Annotated in this window: 10 protein-coding genes; 6 read left to right on the forward strand and 4 right to left on the reverse strand. The window is 57.3% G+C overall.

All coding sequences use genetic code 11. From position 1 onward, the window contains the following. Window positions 1-113 precede the first annotated feature (113 nt). From dld to ACLIBF_RS14850, 3 genes are all read left to right on the forward strand, one after another. Window positions 114-1,817, forward strand: a complete 1,704-nt coding sequence (dld, locus tag ACLIBF_RS14840; RefSeq protein WP_279809414.1) for a D-lactate dehydrogenase — start codon at window positions 114-116, stop codon at window positions 1,815-1,817. Window positions 1,818-2,140: 323 nt separating this feature from the next. Next, complete coding sequence (chiP, locus tag ACLIBF_RS14845; protein WP_448310039.1) at window positions 2,141-3,538, forward strand: chitoporin ChiP; 1,398 nt, start codon at window positions 2,141-2,143, stop codon at window positions 3,536-3,538. Window positions 3,539-3,589: 51 nt separating this feature from the next. Further along, the gene (locus ACLIBF_RS14850; protein ID WP_448310040.1) at window positions 3,590-6,241 is read left to right on the forward strand and encodes a beta-N-acetylhexosaminidase; all 2,652 of its coding nucleotides are present in this window, start codon (window positions 3,590-3,592) and stop codon (window positions 6,239-6,241) included. Window positions 6,242-6,362: 121 nt separating this feature from the next. Here ACLIBF_RS14850 and ACLIBF_RS14855 read toward each other — a convergent pair whose 3' ends face one another. From ACLIBF_RS14855 to ACLIBF_RS14865, 3 genes are all read right to left on the reverse strand, one after another. Next, entirely contained in the window at window positions 6,363-8,807 is a 2,445-nt protein-coding gene (locus ACLIBF_RS14855; protein ID WP_069728061.1) for a DUF3772 domain-containing protein, read from the reverse strand. A gap of 251 nt (window positions 8,808-9,058) precedes the next feature. Next, window positions 9,059-10,006 carry a D-alanyl-D-alanine endopeptidase gene (pbpG, locus tag ACLIBF_RS14860; protein ID WP_448310041.1) on the reverse strand — a complete coding sequence of 316 codons (948 nt, stop codon included), beginning with the start codon at window positions 10,004-10,006 and terminating at the stop codon, window positions 9,059-9,061. Between the two features lie 177 nt (window positions 10,007-10,183). After that, window positions 10,184-10,771: a Yip1 family protein gene (locus tag ACLIBF_RS14865; protein ID WP_448310042.1), complete on the reverse strand. Its 588-nt coding sequence runs from the start codon at window positions 10,769-10,771 to the stop codon at window positions 10,184-10,186. A gap of 206 nt (window positions 10,772-10,977) precedes the next feature. On the opposite strand from ACLIBF_RS14865, the gene ACLIBF_RS14870 reads away from it, so the two are divergent. Next, window positions 10,978-11,556: a DedA family protein gene (locus tag ACLIBF_RS14870; RefSeq protein ID WP_069728060.1), complete on the forward strand. Its 579-nt coding sequence runs from the start codon at window positions 10,978-10,980 to the stop codon at window positions 11,554-11,556. Here the strand turns inward: ACLIBF_RS14870 and ACLIBF_RS14875 are convergent. Beyond that, complete coding sequence (locus ACLIBF_RS14875) at window positions 11,550-12,323, reverse strand: SDR family oxidoreductase (RefSeq protein WP_031377414.1); 774 nt, start codon at window positions 12,321-12,323, stop codon at window positions 11,550-11,552. The genes ACLIBF_RS14870 and ACLIBF_RS14875 overlap by 7 nt on opposite strands. Before the next feature lie 186 nt (window positions 12,324-12,509). Here ACLIBF_RS14875 and ACLIBF_RS14880 point away from each other — a divergent pair, with 186 nt between their 5' ends. After that, window positions 12,510-14,324: a glycoside hydrolase family 15 protein gene (locus ACLIBF_RS14880; protein ID WP_031377415.1), complete on the forward strand. Its 1,815-nt coding sequence runs from the start codon at window positions 12,510-12,512 to the stop codon at window positions 14,322-14,324. Between the two features lie 196 nt (window positions 14,325-14,520). After that, window positions 14,521-15,612 carry a L,D-transpeptidase family protein gene (locus tag ACLIBF_RS14885; protein WP_031377416.1) on the forward strand — a complete coding sequence of 364 codons (1,092 nt, stop codon included), beginning with the start codon at window positions 14,521-14,523 and terminating at the stop codon, window positions 15,610-15,612. Window positions 15,613-15,812: the final 200 nt, after the last annotated feature.

Genomic DNA, 15,812 nt, shown 5'->3' on the forward strand with positions numbered 1-15,812 from the left:
GGCGGCAGTGTGCCACAAGAAGAGAATAGCAGGTAGCCTGCCGGTGTCACACTGCGTTGCAGTGAGTTGACGTGCTACAGTAATGACGCACTGATAAGACAAGGGAATTGCCCATGAAACAGACCTCTGCCCTGCTTTCTGACCTACGCCGCCTGGTCGGCCCCACTCACCTGCTCACCGAACCTGAACAGACCGCCCGCTATCGTAAAGGCTTTCGCTCCGGCGAAGGCGACGCGCTGGCGGTGGTGTTCCCTGCCACCCTGCTGGAGCTGTGGCGGGTGCTGCAGACGCTGGTGAATGCCGATGCCATTATTCTGATGCAGGCGGCCAATACCGGCCTGACGGAAGGCTCTACCCCGCACGGCGATGATTACGATCGCCCGCTGGTGATCATCAGCACCCTGCGGCTGGATAAGCTGCAGTTAATCGATGACGGTAAGCAAGTGCTGGCGTTCCCGGGCAGCACGCTCTATCAGCTGGAGAAAGTGCTTAAGCCGCTGGGACGCGAGCCGCATTCGGTCATTGGATCGTCGTGCATTGGCGCCTCGGTGCTGGGCGGGATTTGTAATAACTCCGGCGGATCGTTGATCAAACGCGGCCCGGCCTACAGCGAAATGGCGCTGTACGCGCAGATTGATGCGCAGGGAAAACTGCGGCTGGTTAACCACCTTGGCATCGATTTAGGCCAGTCGCCGGAAGAGATCCTCGGTCGGCTGGATGACGATCGCTGGCAGCAAACCGATATCCATCATGACGGTCGCCACGCCTCCGATCACGATTACGCCAGCCGGGTGCGTGAAGTCGATGCCGATACGCCAGCCCGCTATAACGCTGATGCCCGCCGCCTGTTTGAGGCATCGGGCTGTGCCGGGAAGCTGGCGGTGTTCGCCGTGCGTCTCGACACCTTTGCCACCGAGCCTCAGCAGCAGGTATTTTATATCGGTACCAACGATCCGAGCGTGCTGAGCGATATCCGTCGCCACATGCTGGCGCACTTCAGCAACCTGCCGGTGGCGGGCGAATATATGCACCGCGACATCTATGACATCGCTGAGGTCTACGGCAAAGACACCTTCCTGATGATCGACAAGCTGGGCACTGACAAGATGCCGCTGTTTTTCACCCTGAAAGGCCGCGTTGACGCCTGGCTGAGCAAACTGTCGTTTATTAAACCGCACTTCAGCGACCGGCTGCTGCAGCGTCTGAGCCGATTGTTCCCGGCCCATCTGCCGAAACGCATGAAGCAGTATCGCGACAAGTATGAACACTATCTGATGCTGAAGATGTCGGGCGATGGCGTTGCGGAAGCCCGCAACTATTTACGCGATTACTTCCGCGAAGGCGGCGGCGAATACTTTGAGTGTGAAGGCAAAGAAGGGGCTCACGCCTTTCTGCATCGCTTTGCCGCGGCGGGCGCGGCAGTTCGCTATCACGCGGTGCACGCGGATGAAGTGGAAGATATTCTGGCGCTGGATATCGCATTACGCCGCAACGATCCGGACTGGTTCGAAACCCTGCCTGAGGCGATAAAAGCCTCGCTCAGCCATCGTCTCTACTACGGCCACTTCTTCTGTCACGTGTTCCATCAGGATTACATCGTCCGGAAAGGGGTCGACGCGCATGCGCTGAAGGCACAGATGCTGGAGATTTTACAGGCGCGCGGTGCGGAATATCCGGCTGAGCACAACGTCGGACACCTCTATCAGGCCAAACCCCAACTGGCGGCGTTTTACCGGCAACTCGATCCCACCAACAGCTTCAATCCAGGCATCGGCAAAACCAGTAAACTGAAAGGCTGGGCGGTCAGACAGCCTTAAGCTGTCACCCGCTAGCGCATCTGCGACCCAGGCCTGCCACGCTGAGCAGGCTTTTTTAATGACCTGTTTTGGCTTAAATACATTTCGCCTCTGCACCGCACCTTTATTAACAATCTTTATTAGCTAAAAAAACATTCACAGCGATAAAAATTAATTATCAGTATTAAGTCGCAATTGCTTTATTTTCGTATTATTTCTTTCTGCACAATCTCTCACAAAAGATCGATCGCCCGATTGATAATTCGCGTCGCGAAAAATAGATTGGCTCCAGCACTTATTTATGACATCCCGCACCCTGGCGCTCTATTCAGCAAGGAATCGCAATGCGAAAATTTAATTACGCGTTAGCTTTAATGCAATTAGTTATTCTGGCCAGTACCGGATCCGCCTTATGGCTTCACCCGGTTAAGGCGGCTGGTTTTATTGACGATTCTTCACTGGGCGGTAATCTTTTTTACTGGCAACGTCAGCGTGATCGAAAAGAGATCGACCCAAACAGTGAACACAACGGTGAATATCGGGCTAACCTGCACCACACTACGCTTAACGCTAATCTCGACTTCCAGTCAGGGTACGCCGCCGACTGGCTAGGCCTAGATCTCGCCGTGTTCGGTGCAGCCGAACTGGCCCACAGCGGCCCGGCCGCACCGAATGAAATTGGCTTTAGCCGGGCACGTAATCGCTGGGATGAAGCGTGGCAGGGCGACACCAGCGGTGCCTCGCTGTATAAAGCGGCGCTGAAAGCCCGATATCAGGACTACTGGTTACGGGCGGGTTATATTCAGCCTGCCGGACAGACATTAGTTGCGCCACACTGGAGTTTTTTACCCGGCACCTATCGCGGCGCGGAAGCCGGTGCCATTTATGATTTCGGCCAGGCGGGCGAATTATCGTTTTCATATCTGTGGAGCGATAAATATAAAGCGCCCTGGTATCGTGATTTATATCATTTCCGACAGGCAGATGGCGTAACGGATATTCGTTACCTGCATGCTTTCGGCGTTAAATATGATTTCAAAAACAGTCTGGTGCTGGAAGGCGCTTTTGGTCAGTCAGCTGGCTATATCGATCAATATTTTGCTAAAGCGTCGTGGACAATTCCACTCACTGGCAACGATCTGCGAACCAGTTATCAATTTTACGGCGCGCAGGATAAACAACATGGCGGCGCGAGTAATGCCAGTGATGTTTATGACGGCCTCGCCTGGTTACAGGCGATCACCTTCGGCTATACCGTCGGCCCGGTCGATTTGCGGCTCGAGGGCAGCTGGGTCAAAGCAGAAGGCAATCAGGGCTTCTTCTTACAGCGCATGACCCCAGGCTACGCCAGCTCCAATGGCCGCCTGGATATCTGGTGGGATGCCCGCTCTGACTGGAACGCCAACGGTGAAAAAGCAATCTTTGCCGGTGCCCTGCTCGATTTAACGCCGTGGCAGCTGGCGGGATGGAAAGTGGGCGGTTCCTGGGTCTGGGGCTGGGATGCAAAGCCTTCCAGCCAACCCGCCTTCGATCAGCGCCAGCGGCTGACTGAATCAGCCTGGAACCTCGATCTGATCTACCAGATTCAGCAGGGTCGCGCCAAAGATACGCTGTTTAAGCTGCACTACACCCGCTACGACAATCACAGCAATCTGCCCAGCTACAGCGGCGGCTACGGCAACATTTTTCAGGATGAGAAGGATATCAAGCTGATGGTAATCGCGCCTTTCACCCTGTTCTGACCTTGCGGCTCTGACCCGGCTATCGCTTCTGCCGACATAAGGATAAAGAAAATGGTAAACCCACGTTTTTTCGCGCTCAGCCTGCTGAGCGTTGCTCTGGCCAGTCACGCCAGCCTGTCCGACCAGCAGATTGTTAATCAAATCAGCCAGTTCGGCGTCACTTATCAGGTGACCGATAATCTGGCTGCCCTGCATGGCACAAACTGCGCCGCACTGGGTGCCGACTGGTCTTCCTGTAACCGCGCCACCATTACCCTGACCAATCATGGCCCGGCGCTGACCAGCAAAAACTGGGCAATCACCATGAGCAACGTGCACCAGACGCTGCGGGTAGATAACGACCAGTTTAAGATGACGCACATTGTTGGCGATCTGACTCGCCTTGAGCCAACCGACAAGTTCACCGGTATTGGCGCGGGTGAATCGGTGACGATCCCAATCGTTAACGAGTACTGGCAGCTGTTTATCACCGATGTGATGCCGCGCTGGTATGTGACCGCCGGAGAAGCGACGCCAAAAATTATTGCCAGCACCGACAGTGAGGATCTGAGTCAGTTTGTGCTGCCCTTCGGCGATAACTGGCGACGCAGCGCCGACGACCAGAACATCCTGATGCAGCCGGTCAGCCGTTTTGATAAAAACAGCGATATCGCCACCCTGCCGGCCTCGGCGTTGCGCGGTCAGATCAGCCCGACGCCGCTTGAGGTCAAACTTCACCCGCACGATGCCACGCTCAGCGACGGCGTGAAGCTGTCGCTTAACGGGCTCAACACAGCCACTCGCCAGGTAGTCAGCCAGCACTTCGAACGACTGGGGGTTAAACAGAGTGCAGTGGGCTACGCGATCGCCAGCGAAATCCGGCCCGACCACTTCAGTGGCAAACTGGCGAAGTCCGGTGCCTACCAGCTGAATATCAACAGCCGCAGTGCCCGAGTGGTGGGCTACGATGCCGCGGGCGCTTTTTATGGCCTGATGTCGATTCTGTCGCTGGTACCCGCCGACGGCACAGCGCAGATCGCCACGCTGGAAGCGCGGGATACGCCGCGTTTTGCCTATCGCGCCGCCTTCCTTGATGTGGCGCGTAATTTCCACAGTAAGCAGGCGGTGCTGCGGTTGCTCGATCAGATGGCGGCCTGGAAGATGAACGTTTTCCACTTTCATCTCAGCGACGATGAGGGCTGGCGCATCGAAATCCCCGGCTTACCGGAATTAACCGGGGTGGGCAGCCAGCGCTGCCATGATGTCAGCGAGCAGCACTGCCTGCTGCCGCAGCTCGGCTCCGGGCCGTTTAGCGACAACAACGGCAGCGGTTACTTCAGCCGCGCCGACTACATTGAGATTGTGGAGTATGCTGCGGCCCGCCATATCACCGTGATGCCGGAGATCGATATGCCGGCCCACGCCCGCGCGACAGTAATTGCCATGGAGGCGCGCTATCAGCGGCTGATGCGCGCCGGGCAACCCGAACAGGCCAGCGCATATCGCCTGCGCGATCCGACCGACGATTCCAATACCACCTCGGTGCAGTTCTACGATCGTACCAGCTACCTCAACCCGTGCATTGATAGCTCTCTGCGCTTTGTCGACAAAGTGATCGGGGAGATGCAGGCGATGCACCGTCAGGCGGGACAGCCGTTAACCCGCTGGCAGTTCGGCGGTGATGAGGCGAAAAATATCCGTTTTGGTGCCGGCTATTCCGATCGCCAGCACCCTAAGCCCGGCACTGGCCTGCGTGACTGGCAACAGGAAGATCAGCCGTGGGCGAAATCGCAGGTCTGTCAGGCGCTGGTGAAAAGTGGCAAAGTCACCGACCTGACCCACCTGCCGAGCTATTTTGCGCTGGCGGTAAGCAAGACGGTTAACCGGCACGGTATTGGCAACATGCAGGCCTGGCAGGATGGTTTAAAGGACGCGCAGAACGCCCGCGCCTTCGCCACGCCGCGGGTGGCGGTCAATTTCTGGGATACCCTCTACTGGGGCGGTTTTGACAGCGCCGGCGACTGGGCGCAAAAAGGCTACGATGTGGTGATCACCAGCCCGGATTACCTCTATCTGGATTTCCCGTACGAAGTGAATCCACTTGAGCGCGGTTATTACTGGGGCACCCGCTTCAGCGATGAACGTAAAATATTTGCCTTCGCGCCGGACAACCTGCCGCAGAATGCCGAAACCTCGACCGATCGCGACGGTAAATATTTCACGGCTAAATCGGATAAGCCGTGGCGCGGTGCCTATGGCATCTCGGCTCAGCTGTGGAGTGAAACCGTGCGCACCGACCCACAGATGGAATATATGATTTATCCCCGCCTGTTCGCCGTGGCGGAACGCAGCTGGCATCGCGCCAGTTGGGAGCTGGACTATCAGGCCGGACGCGAATTTATCGGCGGCCAGACCCGTCTGGTCGATCGGCACGCACTGCAGCAGGACTGGCAACGCTTCGCCAATCTGCTGGGACAGCGTGAGCTGGCGAAGCTGGATAAATCCGGTATCGGCTACCGCCTGCCGCAGCCTGGTGCGAAAATTATCAACGGCGTGCTGACGATGAACGTGGCGCTACCGGGCGTGACGCTGGAGTACAGCCTCGATAAGGGTAGCCACTGGCTGCGATATAATGCCATCCGACCGCCGGCGGTAAGCGGTGCGGTGCAGATCCGCTCGGTGAGTGCTGATGGCGAGCGTCACAGCCGGGTTGAAACGCTGTAAGGCACAGTGGTAGTTGAAGCGGTCAGCCTGCTGCCGGATCGGTATAGACCCGGAGCAGTGCGCCGCGATGAAAGGCCGCTCGGCATGAGATAAAAAAGGCCGACATGCGTCGGCCTGATATTTATGACAGCAGTTGCTCGTCGGAGGAGGCTATTGCCGCCTGCGGGCGACGCTCGATGATCATGGTTTGCGGCGTAGAGAGCATAATGCCCTCTTTACGCAGGCGGGTCAGAATATCAAACAGCAGGTCGCTCTTCGCCCCGGAGATCTGGCGCTGCCCGGCTACGTTGCCGGTCACGCTCAGCACAATCCCCTGCTGGGTCAGATCCTTAAACGACACCGACGGCTCTGGCGTATCCAGAATGCGTTCGTTTTCGTTGTAGACCTCCAGCAGGATATCGCGAACTTTAGAAGGATCGATATCCAGCGGGAAGGTGAGCGTAATCGTTACCACACCCTGCGCATTACCCATGGTGGCGTTACGCACGTTCTGCGAGATGAACTGCGAGTTCGGCACGATAACGGTGGATTTATCACCTAGCTGGATCTCGGTGGCGCGCACGTTAATCCGGCGAATATCCCCTTCAATGCCGCTGATGGTCACCAGATCGCCCACTTTCACCGGACGCTCGGTTAACAGAATCAGCCCCGAGATGAAGTTCTTCACAATCTCCTGCAGACCAAAACCGATACCGACCGACAGCGCACTGACAATCCACGCCAGTTTGTTCCACTGCAGCCCCATGATCGACAGAGTCAGCAGGATAATCAGCACGTAGCCAATGTTGCTGAACAGCGTCACCAGCGACACTCGCATGCCAACATCCATGGTGGTTTTTGGCAGGAAATCATTGTCCAGCCAGCGGCGAATCGACCGCAGCACATAGATGCCGACCACCAGGCAGACCAGCGCATTGACCATATGCGCCGGAACAATATTCAGCGACTCCAGCCCTTTACCGCCCCAGAACTCAATCGCTTTTTGCAGCAGTTCAATTGGGGTCGAAGAGGCGAAAGTCCCGTTCAGCAGCGCCAGCACCACAAACAGCACCAGCACGGTTTTACCGAGGGCCGTCAGCAGGGTGGCGGTTTGTTGCAGATGGCGCTCGTTGATGTTCAGCGAGCTCTGGATGCGTCGTCCGGAGGAGTTACTGGTCGAAAACAGGCTTTCGCAGCCATCACTCAGCAGATGGCTGAGGAAATAGAACGAACCAAACAGCAGGCCGCACCAGATCACCTCATAACTCAGGAAGCGTGCCAGCGTTACGTAGCCAATAACCAGCGACAGCAGAATCGCCAGCGCCGTCAGGGTCAGGCCCATCTGAATCAGCCCGACCAGCGTCGATCGCGCTTCCGGCGGCGTGCCCGCCTGCGTCATGCGGCGGCGAACCCGGTTGGTGCGGATGCTGATCGCCAGCGCGGTGCTGCCAATCAGTAACGCCGTCAGGCCGTTAGCGAAGATAGTGGTGTTCAGGCTGGTGCCGACGCTGTAGTTAAACGCCTCCACCGTCTGGAAGATAAACACCAGTACGGCAGTGATCGGCGGGAAAGGCTTCAGCGCCATCGCCACTTCATTAGAGATAGTCGGCAGGCGCCAGCTTGGCCGGCGGGTAGACAGAAACGCGCGGCCCAGTCCGGCAATTAAACCGCAGAACACGCTAAGCTGAACCAGACGATCAACAAAATCCTGTACGTTATCTGACACGTCATCACGGCGGGTAAATGCCAGCGCGATAAAGTTGAAGGTCAGGACCACCGCCACCAGCGTGGTGATGGCAATCGCTGCCGCAAGGAAACTGCGACGCAACCGCCCTTCCGGCAATTTATGAATGCTGACCCAGGCAAGAAACTCTTCGCTGTAGCGGCGGCCAATCGTCATCACCAGCAGCGCTGCCAGTAGCCAGGCCACGCTGCCAAAACGCCAGCCCGGCTCCCACGACAGCGCCGCAGTATCCTGCAGCTCCTGCAGGAATTCGCTGATTTTCTCGCCGTCCAGATCCTGGCTGCTAAGCACCGGTGCCCAGAAACGCGGTCCGAGGATGCTGCCCGAGTTGAGCGCCAGCTGGCTCTTAAGCTGATCGCGACGCAGGTTAACGATTTGCGATGAGAGCATCAGCGCACCGTTTTTGATGCCCTCTGCCTGTTTGATCTGATCGTCAAGCTTGCTCTTCTGATTTTCCAGCGCATTACGCTTGCGCGTTACCTCCGGCGTCTCTTTCATGCCGCTGTCCGGCTTCGGTGCCGGTCCCAGCACCGCCAGTTGAGCATCAAGCTGCTGGCGATCGGGCAGCAGAGCCTGGCCCAGCGTGTCGGCGTTACCTGACAGCTCCAGCGCCATTTCATTCAGCTGTGTCAGCTTGCTTTCGCCGGTATCGCCCGAGATCTGGCTTTTGATTTTATCGAGGATCTTCTGCATTTTAGGCAGTTCAACCGCAGCATTGAGCTTTGGTGGAGCATCTTGTTCTTGTGCGGCACTCGCCGCATCATCCGCCGCCTGCGACCACGCCGGGGCAAACGCCACCAGAGCCAGCATTAACAGCGCAAAAAGGGATCGTAGCTTAAACATATCAGTGAGATTCCAGCAGCATAATCAGGCGATCTACCCTCGCCATTCGCGCGTAGTGTAGGGCTTTGCAAGCGATGAAACTATAGGAATAGCGGGCAATTATTGTTCCGTATTCAGGCTGTTCCGGCCGCAACGGAAACCACGGGCCTCCGTTGCGGCTGGCGGGCGGATCACGGCGGTTGCGGCCGTGTCGCCCTCTGGTGCAGCCCAGAACATCACCGGAGCGCCTGAGGCGCTACACCGGCGCGGGTCTACTCAACCCCGGCACTGCTGGCACCATTGCTGGCAACCTGACCTGATTTCTGTTTTTTGTAGGCCAGCGCGGCAGCAGGAACGGGTGCAGCCTTGCCGGTTTCGATCCAGTCGCGCAGGCGGTTGGCATCGGCGAAGTGGGTATATTTACCAAAGGCGTCCAGCACCACCAGCGCCACCGGGCGATTGTTGATCATGGTGCGCATCACCAGGCAGTGTCCCGCCTCGTCGGTGTAACCGGTTTTGGTCAGCTGAATACGCCAGTCATTTTTATAGACCAGATGGTTGGTATTACGGAACGGCAGCGCGTAGCTCGGATGGGTAAATACCGCAGTTTCTTCTTTGGTGGTGCTGAGTGCGCCAAGCAGCGGATATTCCCGCGTTGCCTTCAGCAATTTGATCAGATCTTCAGCATTCGAGACGTTTTGCGTCGATAAGCCCGTTGGCTCAACGTAACGGGTATGTTTCATGCCCAGCGCGCGCGCTTTGGCGTTCATCGCCTGGATAAAGGCGTTATAACCGCCCGGATAGGCATGCGCCAGGCTGGCAGCGGCGCGGTTCTCCGACGACATCAGCGCCAGTAACAGCATATTGCGGCGGCTGATCTGGCTGTTGAGTTTGACGCGAGAAAACACCCCACGCATTTCCGGCGTCTGGCTGACATCGACCGTCAGCATTTCATTCATCGGCAGGTGCGCGTCCAGTACCACCATCGCGGTCATCAACTTAGTGATCGAGGCAATCGGCCTGACGCGATCCGGATGGCTGGAGAACAGCACTTTATTGGTGGTGAGATCGACAATCATCGCGCTGCCAGAGGCAATCTGCGGTTGCGCAATCGGTGCCATTTGCGACAGTGAAGTTGCCGCGTGCGCGGGGAGTGCGATCCCCTGCCCGGAAACGAGCAGCGCCAGCGAGAACAGAGTGAAACGAATTTTTGCAGGCATCACAGAAAAAAGACCCGGTTGAAATTGTGCGCTGTGTCAGACACAGGCCGCCGGCGTCAAGGCAGTCAGAGCGCGGGCTGGCAGCAGCATCATACGCTGAAGGTTAAGAAATTTCCTGGTGAGATTGTTTCCGGGCGTTAAAAAGCAGGCTGCCGTCAGACCGGCGGCAGCCGCAGATCAGAACAGGCGTGGTCCGTAACCCCACAGAATCACGGTCATCGCCAGTAACACTTCAAATACCAGCACGCCAATTGCCAGCGTTGAGCCGGAAAAATGCAGGCTCTCTTCACGGTCAATATTGAGGAACAGCGGAATGCCGATATAGAGCAGATAGCCGGTATACACCAGCGCTAAGGCGCCCACCAGTACGCAGAGCCAGACCAGCGGATAGAGCGCCACCAGCCCGCTAAGAAACAGCGGCGTCGCAACGTAACCGGCAAACACGGTACAGCGCTGCACGCCTGGCCGTTGCGGATAATTACGGGCCATCCAGTGGATTACCCGGCCCATCACCGCGACGCCACCAAGAATAATCAGATAGAACAGAATACCCAGCCCGATCCCGGTCGCCAGATTCAGTTGCACAAACTGCCCCTCGCCCAGGTTCCAGCCCAGCTGGGTAGTGCCGATAAAGGCGCAGATAACCGGAACGGCCGCCATCAGCAGGACATGGTGGGTGTAATGGTGCGAGACGCTCTCATTCTCTTGCTTGATATGGCGCATTTCCTGATTCGGATGCGCCAGAAGTCCCCAGACATGGTTCATACAGTCACTCCTCTGATGCAAAGGGCTGCCCGGAACGGCAAGAGGGTCTCTGAGGGCAGCGACACTTCAAGTATAAACGGCAGTACAACTTTCGTGGCGGCTGGGCAAAAAAACAGCAAAAATAAGCGCAGTGGCGGTCGGCGGGCGGAAGCGAAGCCAAATCGCGTATAGACTTAAGCAAACAGCCATAAACAGGGAGTGCCATTTTGCATTTGGATATCAACGGATTAATTACCCAGTACGGGTATCTGGCGCTGCTGATTGGGTGTATCGCCGAAGGGGAAACCTTTACCCTGCTCGGCGGTGTCGCCGCACATGAGGGACTGCTGCACTATGCTGGCGTGGTGGTGGCCGCGATGGCCGGCGGCATCATCGGCGATCAGTTGCTCTACTGGATTGGTCGCCGCTACGGTGCGCGCATTCTGCGGCGGCTTAAAAAACATCAGGATAAGGTGGTCAAGGCTAACCGGCTGATCAAGCGCCGGCCGAGCCTGTTTGTGATTGGGGTGCGCTTTATGTATGGCTTCCGCCTGATTGGCCCGATCATCATCGGTGCCAGCCGCCTCAATCCGATGAAATTTTTCATTCTCAACGTGATTGGGGCGGCAATCTGGGCACTGATTTTCGTCACCCTCGGCTACTTTGCCGGCGGCATCATCGCTCCGTGGCTGCACAAACTGGATCAGCACCTTAAACATCTGCTGTGGCTGGTCGGTGCCATTGTGTTTGCCTTTGTGCTGCGCTGGGTGATCCGCCGCTGGCATAACCGTCGGGCCGATCAGTAACCTTTAAACTGCGGATTCGCCAGCATGAACCCGCCATCGATGATAAACGACTGGCCGGTGGTGTAGGTCGCCCACTCAGAGCAGAGCCAGGCCACCATGCTGGCAATTTCGTGGGTGTCACCGGGACGGCCAGCCGGAATTTCCGGCATCTTCACCTGGTGCGCATCCTCATCGGTCATCTTGTTCATCGGCGTGGCGATAGCGCCGGGTGCCACCGCATTGACCAGAATGTTGTGCGGCAACAGGCTCAGCGCCATCGATTTGGTCAGGCCGCCGGCCGCATGTTTTGCCGCCGTATAGGCTACCGAACCGGGCAGCGGCGTATGCTCATGCACCGAAGTGATATTGATAATGCGTCCGCCTTCGCCCTGCTCAACCATCTTGCGGGCAGCAATCTGGCCGCAGACAAACACGCCATCGACATCCACCGCGAAGGTTTTACGCCAGTCTTCATAGGTGACATCGAGGAAATCCGCTTTGAAATTGGCACCGGCATTGTTTACCAGCACATCGATCCGGCCAAACTTATCGATCAGCTGTTGCAGTGACTGACCGCCCCGTTCAGGGTCAGCCAAATCGAGCTGAATAATTTCGGCACGCCGGCCAATCTCCCGCACCCGCTGTGCGGTGCGCTGCGCGCCCTCTTCGTCTGAACGCCAGGTGATACCAATATCGAAGCCCTGTTCTGCCAGCATTTCGGCGCAGCGGCTGCCAATGCCTGAGTCTGATGCGGTGATAATAGCGACTTTGCTCTGGGATGTGGTCATAACGGCCTCCTTTAGGAAAGTGTCATCACCAGTATAACCGTCCTGAAAAATTCGCCCGCCGTCAGCGCCCCTTCGGTTAATCAGACGCTGATCCAATCGCTACGCTGAATTAACCCTCTGTGCCAGGCCGCCGCCGACGCTGCCGCCTCGACTATAGTTAGCAATGACACTAACAGGGAGACCAGGATGAGTAAGGTAAAACGCAAGATTGAGGACCACGGCGTGATTGGCGATTTGCGCACCTGCGCGCTGGTCGCCAATGACGGTACTATCGATTATCTCTGCTGGCCTGAACTCGACAGCCCTTCGGTCTTTTCCGCGCTGCTCGACAGTGATGACGCCGGGCTTTTCTCTCTGGCCCCGGACTGGCAGGACGTGCGCCGTCAGCAGCTCTACCTGCCCGATACCAACATTTTACAGACCCGCTGGCTGGGCGATGAGGGCGTGGCCGAAATTACCGATTACATGCCGATTTGCGATGATGATGCCAAACTGCCGCGGCTGATCCGGCGGGTAAAAATGGTGCGTGGTAAAGCGCGATTCACCATGCGTTGCTCACCCCGTCACGACTACGCCCGGGCGCAGACCCGCGCCGAAGTGCAGCGCGGCTGTATCGATTTTCATGCCGAAGGCCAGCCCTCGCTGCGCCTGGCCGCCACCGTGGTGATGACGCTGGAAGAGAACAGCGCCACCGCCAGTTTTATCCTGCAGGCCGGCGAGCATGCTGAATTTGAATTTGGCAGCGTCAACGATGCGCACATTGAAGCGCTCTCCACTGAACACTGTTTCGAACAGACGCTGAATTACTGGCGTCGCTGGAGCGCCCGCAGCACCTATCAGGGCCGCTGGCGCGAGATGGTACAGCGTTCCGCCCTGGCGCTTAAGCTGCTGACCTCGCATCGCCACGGTTCGATTGCCGCCGCCGCCACTTTTGGCCTGCCGGAAGAGCTGGGTGGCGAGCGCAACTGGGATTATCGCGCCTCGTGGATCCGCGACGCCTCATTCAGCATGTACGCTCTGATGCGTCTTGGTTACGTCGATGAAGCCAAACATTTTACCCAGTGGGTCGGACGCTGCGTCGAAAACAGCCATCACGATGAGATGCGCCTGCAGGTGATGTACCGGCTGGACAGCGGCACCGAACTGCATGAAATGGAGTTGCTCAATCTGTCGGGCTACGGTGATTCACGCCCGGTGCGGATCGGCAATGATGCGTGGCAGCAGACCCAGCTGGATATTTATGGCGAACTGATGGATGCGGTCTATCTCGCCAATAAATATGGCGAAGCTATTTCACAACGCGGCTGGCTGCACGTCACCCAAATGATCGACCGGCTGTGCGACAACTGGAATCAGCCGGATGCCGGTATCTGGGAGATGCGCGGCCAGCCGGAGCATTTTCTTCACTCACGGCTGATGTGCTGGGTGGCGATGGACCGCGCGCTGCGTCTCGGCATGAAGCGATCGTTACCGATGCCGTATGAGCGCTGGGATCGGGTGCGCCGCGAGATTCGCGAAGATATCTGGGCCAACTTCTGGAACAGCGAGCGCGGCCACTTCTCCTCTACCCGTCACGGCGATCATCTTGATGCGTCGATGCTGCTGATGCCGCTGGTGCGTTTTGTCGGCGCGACCGATCCCGACTGGATTGCCACGCTGGATGCCATCAAAGCCAATCTGGTCAGCGACGGCATGGTGCGGCGCTACAACATTGATGAAACGCCGGCTGACGGTCTGCAAGGATCGGAAGGCTCGTTTGGCGCCTGCTCCTTCTGGTATGTCGAATGCCTGGCGCGCGCTGGCCGGATTCAGGAGGCGCATTTCGAATTTGAAAAGCTGCTGAGCTACGCCAGTCCGCTTGGACTCTACGCCGAAGAGTTCGACAGCCGCGGACACGCTTTGGGCAATACGCCGCAGGCGCTGACCCATCTGGCGTTAATCAGTGCCGCCTTTTTTCTGAACCGTAAACTCAGTGGCGAGGTGACGTTGTGGCAGCCGTGAGTCCGGCTTTTTACGGCGGTAAGCGGCTGAAAAATGCCGATATAACACGGTAAGTTACGTAAAGTATTTCAGGCAGGTTAAAATCCTGATTCACATCGTCAGATTAATGAACATATAATGCGCAGCAGGTCACATTGGCCAGCATGGGTTCGACACATTGACAAGCCTGAAACATGGCGATAAAGACTTGTAAAATATGAAAATGAGCATTCGCGCGTTCGCTTCAATCGCATTGGCTTTGGCGGCGTTTAGCCAGTCAGCCTTTGCTGTGGTTTACCCGTTACCGCCGGCCAACAGCCGATTGATCGGGGAAAATATCGAGATTACTGTTCCTGAGGACAGCAAGTTGCCGCTGGAAGCCTTTGCGGCGCAGTACCAGATGGGCCTCAGCAACATGCTGGAAGCCAATCCGGGGGTTGACGTTTATCTGCCAAAGGCTGGCAGTAAAATGATCATCCCACAGCAGCTGATCCTGCCTGACGCACCGCGCGAAGGTATTGTGATTAACAGCGCTGAGATGCGTCTCTATTACTACCCGAAAGGCAGCAAAACCGTGGTGGTGTTGCCGATTGGTATCGGTGAACTGGGTAAAGATACCCCGATCAACTGGACCACAACGGTAGAACGTAAGAAAGATGGCCCGACCTGGACGCCAACCAAAGCGATGCACGCAGAATATGCGGCGCGCGGCGAGAATCTGCCTGCGGTGTTCCCGGCCGGTCCGGACAACCCGATGGGGCTGTATGCGCTCTATATCGGCCGTCTGTACGCGATTCACGGTACCAATGCCAACTTCGGTATTGGTCTGCGTGTCAGCCACGGTTGTGTGCGTCTGCGTGCCGAGGACATCAAATGGCTGTACCAGAATGTGCCGGTCGGGACACGCGTACAGTTCGTTGATCAGCCGGTCAAAGCCACCGTTGAGCCAGACGGATCGCGTTATGTTGAAGTACATAACCCGCTGTCGACCACCGAAGAGCAGTTCAACTCACGTGAACTGGTGCCGATTACGCTGACGCAGGCTGTCAGCAAAGTGCTGGTAGACGCCAGTGTCAATCAGGACCAGGTGAACGGTGCCATTCAGGGCCGTACCGGTATGCCGGTAAAAGTGAACGGTGTGGAGAACAACATCCAGACCGCGCCGGTTGACGTGCCAGAGAACCCGCAGGCTGCGCCACAGGAGCAGCCGATGACGCCGGTGACTTCGCAAGGGGCTAACACCGACGCCGCGCAGCCACAGCAGCCCGCCGCTGCCCCTGCGCCAGCCACGGCCGATAACCCGTCGTAATCGCCGTTACGCTCACCGAAGCCAGCGCCTGTCGCTGGCTTTTTTATTGCCTGCGTTAGCGGTTTTTTTCGTTGCTCTCCTTCCCCGCCTCCCGATTACCCACCGCCCGCTGAGCCTGTCGCCGCGCCCGATCGCCCGCCAGTCCGTCATGTTACTGTCATACAAAGCGCGTATCACACTGCGTTGTACCGGTGCAAATC

The organism is Pantoea sp. PGP6 (genome assembly GCF_053474785.1).

Bases quoted from the DNA above. Each gene is read 5' to 3' on its own strand.
- ACLIBF_RS14855 (WP_069728061.1), bottom strand. From the start codon at position 8,807: ATGTTTAAGCTACGATCCCTTTTTGCGCTGTTAATGCTGGCTCTGGTG.
- pbpG (WP_448310041.1), bottom strand. From the start codon at position 10,006: ATGCCTGCAAAAATTCGTTTCACTCTGTTCTCGCTGGCGCTGCTCGTT.
- ACLIBF_RS14865 (WP_448310042.1), bottom strand. From the start codon at position 10,771: ATGAACCATGTCTGGGGACTTCTGGCGCATCCGAATCAGGAAATGCGC.
- ACLIBF_RS14880 (WP_031377415.1), top strand. From the start codon at position 12,510: ATGAGTAAGGTAAAACGCAAGATTGAGGACCACGGCGTGATTGGCGAT.
- dld (WP_279809414.1), top strand. From the start codon at position 114: ATGAAACAGACCTCTGCCCTGCTTTCTGACCTACGCCGCCTGGTCGGC.
- ACLIBF_RS14850 (WP_448310040.1), top strand. From the start codon at position 3,590: ATGGTAAACCCACGTTTTTTCGCGCTCAGCCTGCTGAGCGTTGCTCTG.
- ACLIBF_RS14885 (WP_031377416.1), top strand. From the start codon at position 14,521: ATGAAAATGAGCATTCGCGCGTTCGCTTCAATCGCATTGGCTTTGGCG.
- ACLIBF_RS14875 (WP_031377414.1), bottom strand. From the start codon at position 12,323: ATGACCACATCCCAGAGCAAAGTCGCTATTATCACCGCATCAGACTCA.
- chiP (WP_448310039.1), top strand. From the start codon at position 2,141: ATGCGAAAATTTAATTACGCGTTAGCTTTAATGCAATTAGTTATTCTG.